Source organism: Dietzia sp. CQ4 (assembly GCF_014145125.1).
Classification (GTDB): Bacteria; Actinomycetota; Actinomycetes; order Mycobacteriales; family Mycobacteriaceae; genus Dietzia; species Dietzia natronolimnaea.
Window position 1 is genome coordinate 1 of sequence record NZ_JAALDZ010000341.1, and the last position, 4,719, is coordinate 4,719.

Here is a 4,719-nt window from a genome sequence, read left to right on the forward strand (position 1 = left end):
GAAGCACAGCTCTCCTAATTGGTGAGCAACACCGAGTTTGAGCGGTAACTCGAACTCTTGACTTTCGATCCCGGTCCACCTGCCAGTGGGCCGGGATCAGTCATTTCAGGGTTGCGGGGTGTTCAACTGTTGGCCGGGCGCGGGCCGGCCACCGCTTCACGCTGAAATTGCCTCCTCATCTGCAGGTGGAACTACGGCCTCGGGCAGGCCAAGATTGATGGCGGCGAGGTCAGCCAAGTATTGAGACATCGAGACGCCTCTAGACCTGGCTTCCACCCGAAGTGCCTCGTACACCTCAGGGGCCATACGGACGGGCACGCGCATGCGCTCGCCGAATGACGGTCGCCCGGGGCCCCGCTGCTTCGTCGCCATGGGAGGAAAACTCCCACACTTGGCGCCACAAATCCTATCGACACGCCTAGGTGAGGTGGAGTTTTTGGCGCCGCCTACGGCTCTGTCGGCGGTCAGCGGCTGCGGCACACCCGCAGCGGTATATCCCGCAAAACCGGCGCCGGTGTATACCGCAACACCAGTATCGGTCTAACGGTGATTACTGATGTACCGCTACCGGTCCAAAGGTATTTCGGGATGTTCGGCGTGGCTAACGCGCTCCTGTGCTGCAGTTTTGGTATCAAGGTGATGACCACAATAGGTACAGCGGTATCGCGGTATAAGAGGATTGAGGTGTAGCGGGTTTTGAAGATTGCGGTAGTTAACACCAAGGGTGGCGTCGGTAAGACGACCACCGCCATTTACCTAGCGACGGTCGCGAGTGCGCAGGGCAAGTCGGCTGAGTTGCTAGACGCGGACCCTCAGGGGTCGGCCACTAGCTGGGCTGAGATTGCGACGGAGGGGAGTGCGCCTTTGCCGTTTCAAGTCTCGCCCGCGAACAAGATCACGCTTTCGCGCGCATCTAGTAGCGACATCACAGTGATCGACACGCCTCCGGGTGCTGCTGACATCATTCAGGCCGCGATCGATGCGGCTGATGTTGTCGTGGTCCCCACTGCGCCGTCTGGGTTGGACCTCCAGCGCGTCTGGCCGACGTTGGAAACTGCTGCACATAAGCCAGCTGGCGTCCTTCTCACGAGCGTTGAGCTCGGCACTAAGCTGCTCGAGCTCACAAAGGAGGCCCTTGAATCGGAAGGGGTGTTCGTATTCGAGAATGTGATTGGGAAGCGACAGGCGATACGCCAGTCATTCGGCACATGTCCAACAAGCTTCTTCGGCTATCGAGATCTGATGGACGAGATCGTTGAGGTGACTAAATGAGTGGCAAATCGGAACCGGTGAGCCGTAGTTTGCGCCCACGGGCCGCAGCTCCCATCCGGCCGGTCTCGGAAACGTTCTCTGCTTCTGAAGCCGCACGTCCGGCCGGTCCTCGGCGTACGAAGACATCTCTAGCGCTTGATGTTGAGGTGTACCGGAGAGCGAAGATCGCGGCCATCCAACAAGGGGAGACCGTGTCTGAGTTTATCGAGGCAGCTATTCGAAACGCACTTCCTGAGTAGTCTCGCCAGAGGTAAAAACCGTCGCCGGTAAAAACGGATCGAGGTATATACCGCTGACGGTGTCGGCCACCGAAGAGATCGTGATTCTCAGGCTGGTAGGCAAGTCCGGTGCGAGCATCGAGCCCGGGCGTCTAGCCGCGCGACGAGCCCGCCCTGTGATGAGGGGGGGTTGGCAACCAGCGTCTGAACTGCGAACTTTCCATGTTCGCGTTCGCCGGCAATTGTGGGTTGAGCCCGACTGGTAGTTGGCCGTGCTGCCGGTCGGGCCGGCCGGAGCTGCTCCTGTTGTTCTGGGTCGCCTTCCCGCTGGCAGAACTCTTGGTGGCCGGGCCGCGTTGCTCCACGGGTGTTCCCGCATATCGGCGCAGTCGGTGACTGGATGATTCTCAATGCCGTTAGTGGGCCGCCCTTGGTGGCGTCGAGACCCTGGGTAACGAGCAGTTCTAGCAGCTTCGGCTTGTCTGCTTAGGCGTTGGATCCTGCCATCGCGAGCCGTGCCGGCTGCGGATTGTCGAAACGCGTCCTATCGGCGTCGGCGAGTGGTGCCTCCTCGAACGCCCGGTGGCGACTTGGCGTGGGACGGAGTCACTTGTAGACGTCGCCGCGGTGGCCGATGCGCAGCACAAGTACGACGAGGGCGTCGTCTTCGATGTCGTAGATGATGCGGTAGTTGCCCACGCGGATTCGGAGTTCGCCGTCGCCTCCGGCGAGCTGAATCGCGCCAGGCGGTCGTGGTGTCACCGCGAGGGCTTCGATGGCGCGGACGATTCGGTTCTGCTCGGTGGGATGAATTTTGCGCAGGGCTTTGGCGGCCGAGGGCTTATAGGAGATCGAATAGGGCATCAGGCAAGCGGGTGCGCAGGTCTACAGGCCCAGTTCCGCCATGAGGTCCTCGTGGGAGATGCTGTCGTCCTCGCGGCGAGCGGCAGCCGCGGCTTCCACGTCGGCCTGATCCTCCAGGGCCTGTAGGGCGCGGTCGAAGAACTCCGGCGAGACGACAACGGCGCGACGACGGCTGCCCCGGCTAAGGATCTCCACCGGCGCCCGCTGCGCGGCATCGAGTAGCTCGCTCTGATGAGCGCGGAAGTTGCTAAGCGTCGTGGTGACCATGCCACCAATAGTACATCTTGTACAACTAGTGGTCCAGTGGCCTGCACGCGACATGGGCGCCGAGTCTGCTTCGAGGCTTCTACCCTGTGGGTTTGACGTAATCCGACATTATCGCACTTCCACGCGCAGGCCGGAGCCCCGTAGGGAACGCGTGGCTGCGCCCGCGTGGTCAAGCCAGGCAGGTCCTGGTCATACGGTCCGAACTGGTGCGGTGGTGTTGCGCTCGATGGTCAGGAGTTCTAGCAGTTCGTCCTCGGTCACGACTTCGATCGGCTGTCCCTTGGCCCGCAGTTCGAGGGCTTTGCGGGCTTTGCCGGTCTGAAATTCCGCGAGGTCGTCGCCGCGGAAACCATCGCCGATCACCAACACGGTGGTTTTCCGCGTCAATCCTTTGGCGGGTGTGGCTCCGACGCGTGCGACCGCGTCACAGGCGTCTTGCCTGGTCATGCTGCCCAAGCCTCCAGTGAAGACCACAACCTGACCGTAGAGGGGATGCTCGGGATCGGCGTCGACGGACGCCTCGGGAATGACTAATGGGCCGCGAGCAGCGTGACTGGGGGAGCGGACAGCGCGAGCCTGCCTGCATGGGTCCCAGCCGCCGGCAAAGAGACGACCGAGGTTCACCGTCAGCGCGGCGGTCAGGTGCGTCAGGTCTGCACACTCGTTGCGGTCGGCGAGCGCGAGCAGGACACCGGCGCACGTGCGGGCATCCGCCGCGGCGTCGTGATGGCGCTCAAGCGGCACGCCCAGGTGAGAAGCCACGATCGGCAGTCGGTAGGACACCAGGTCCAAGGCCTGCCGGGCCATGACGAGTGTGCAGCCGTAGGTCCACTCCGGCCACGGGTGTCCAGAGGTCTCGCATGCGTAGCGCACCACGCTGGTGTCGAAGGAGGCGTTGTGCGCCACGACGGTGTGCCCGTCGAGGTACTGCGAGATTTCGGGCCACAGTTCACCGAACCGGGGCTTGTGCTGGACCATCTCCGGGGTGATGCCGTGGATGGAAACATTGCGGGCAAAGAACTCGTCGTGCCCCTCGGGGGGACGGATCAGCCAGCTACGTTCGTCGGTGACGACGCCGTTAGTGACCACTGTCGCGCCAAGCGAGCAGATGCTGGCACGGCTGGAGTTGGCAGTTTCGGTGTCGAAGGCGACGAAGGTCATCTCGGAGCTCATCGGCCACCCACCGGCAGAGGCCGAGCAGTCGGACTGGAATCATCGTTGAGGTAGTACCTGAACTGTCGAGGATGACTCTTCGGCAATCCTGGGTCTCGAGGCAGTGGGTAGGCCGCTGTGAGACGAATCGATTCCAGCTTGCCCCACCCGGTGGCCAGGTCTTTGACAGTGACTCCGAGAGCGAAAGCTGCGCGCCCCTGGCCTTCCCGTGAGGCCTGCGGGTTAGGGGTCCGGGTGGTGAGCGATGCCAGGTCGGGCCAGCGTGGTTCGGTCAGGGCGCCCAGTCCTTGCCGCTCAGGCGATTCGAGAACCGCGGTGAACCGGTTCTTCAGCTCGGCGATCTCGGCCTCAACTTTGCTAACAGTGTCGTCCACGGTGAAGTAGCCGACGATCTCTGCCTGGTCCACGTCAGGCATCGGGTCGTCCGTCGTCTTGACCACGAGCCGGCCCGCAAGAAGCCTCTGGAGTAGCTCACGGTCGTTGCGTTCAACCGTCCAGCCGCCGAGCTGGCGGGGCAAGTCAGCGGCGCCGTTGACGTCGATGAGGCAGATGTAGAAGCGATCTGCCGACAGCTCGACACATGCGACGGGCGGGAGGTAGTCCATGCGTCCCCTTGAGGTTCCGGAGGGGTGTTCACATGGAAATTTACCGCTCAGCGTATCCGCGATGGCGGGTTTCTAAATTTCTTCGAAGAAGTCCTCGTCGATGCGATGCAGCACGACGGTGTGCAATTCCTGTACTCCGACGCCGTACTGGACCAGGAGGCGGGCCAGTCGAGCTCCGTCGATGAGTTCGATGCGGGCGTTGATTCGCTCGGCTTCTAGTAGGGCTCCGCGGGTGAACGACGAGGTGGTGATGAAGACGCCTCGATCGCCTTGTTTGCCTAGGGCGTGTCTCCCAATTGGCGTAGCCAGGTGAGAATTGC

At 62.3% G+C, this 4,719-nt stretch carries 6 protein-coding genes; 1 reads left to right on the plus strand and 5 read right to left on the minus strand.

The annotated features are described in order from the left end of the window. The first annotated feature begins 696 nt into the window (after positions 1 to 696). Positions 697 to 1,272, plus strand: a complete 576-nt coding sequence (locus G6031_RS16330) for a ParA family protein (protein ID WP_182653834.1) — start codon at positions 697 to 699, stop codon at positions 1,270 to 1,272. A gap of 824 nt (positions 1,273 to 2,096) precedes the next feature. Here the strand turns inward: G6031_RS16330 and G6031_RS16335 are convergent. The 5 genes from G6031_RS16335 to G6031_RS16355 all read right to left on the minus strand — a co-directional run. Beyond that, positions 2,097 to 2,354 carry a type II toxin-antitoxin system RelE/ParE family toxin gene (locus G6031_RS16335; RefSeq protein WP_070723086.1) on the minus strand — a complete coding sequence of 86 codons (258 nt, stop codon included), beginning with the start codon at positions 2,352 to 2,354 and terminating at the stop codon, positions 2,097 to 2,099. Positions 2,355 to 2,375: 21 nt separating this feature from the next. Next, positions 2,376 to 2,621 carry a type II toxin-antitoxin system prevent-host-death family antitoxin gene (locus tag G6031_RS16340; protein ID WP_069389218.1) on the minus strand — a complete coding sequence of 82 codons (246 nt, stop codon included), beginning with the start codon at positions 2,619 to 2,621 and terminating at the stop codon, positions 2,376 to 2,378. Between the two features lie 189 nt (positions 2,622 to 2,810). Continuing rightward, complete coding sequence (locus tag G6031_RS16345; protein WP_182653835.1) at positions 2,811 to 3,782, minus strand: exonuclease domain-containing protein; 972 nt, start codon at positions 3,780 to 3,782, stop codon at positions 2,811 to 2,813. Positions 3,783 to 3,790: 8 nt separating this feature from the next. Beyond that, on the minus strand, positions 3,791 to 4,399 hold the full coding sequence (locus tag G6031_RS16350) for a hypothetical protein (protein WP_182653836.1): 609 nt from the start codon (positions 4,397 to 4,399) through the stop codon (positions 3,791 to 3,793). Between the two features lie 72 nt (positions 4,400 to 4,471). After that, positions 4,472 to 4,719, minus strand: a 248-nt coding sequence (locus tag G6031_RS16355; RefSeq protein ID WP_182653837.1) for a restriction endonuclease, incomplete at its 5' end; no start/stop codon positions are given.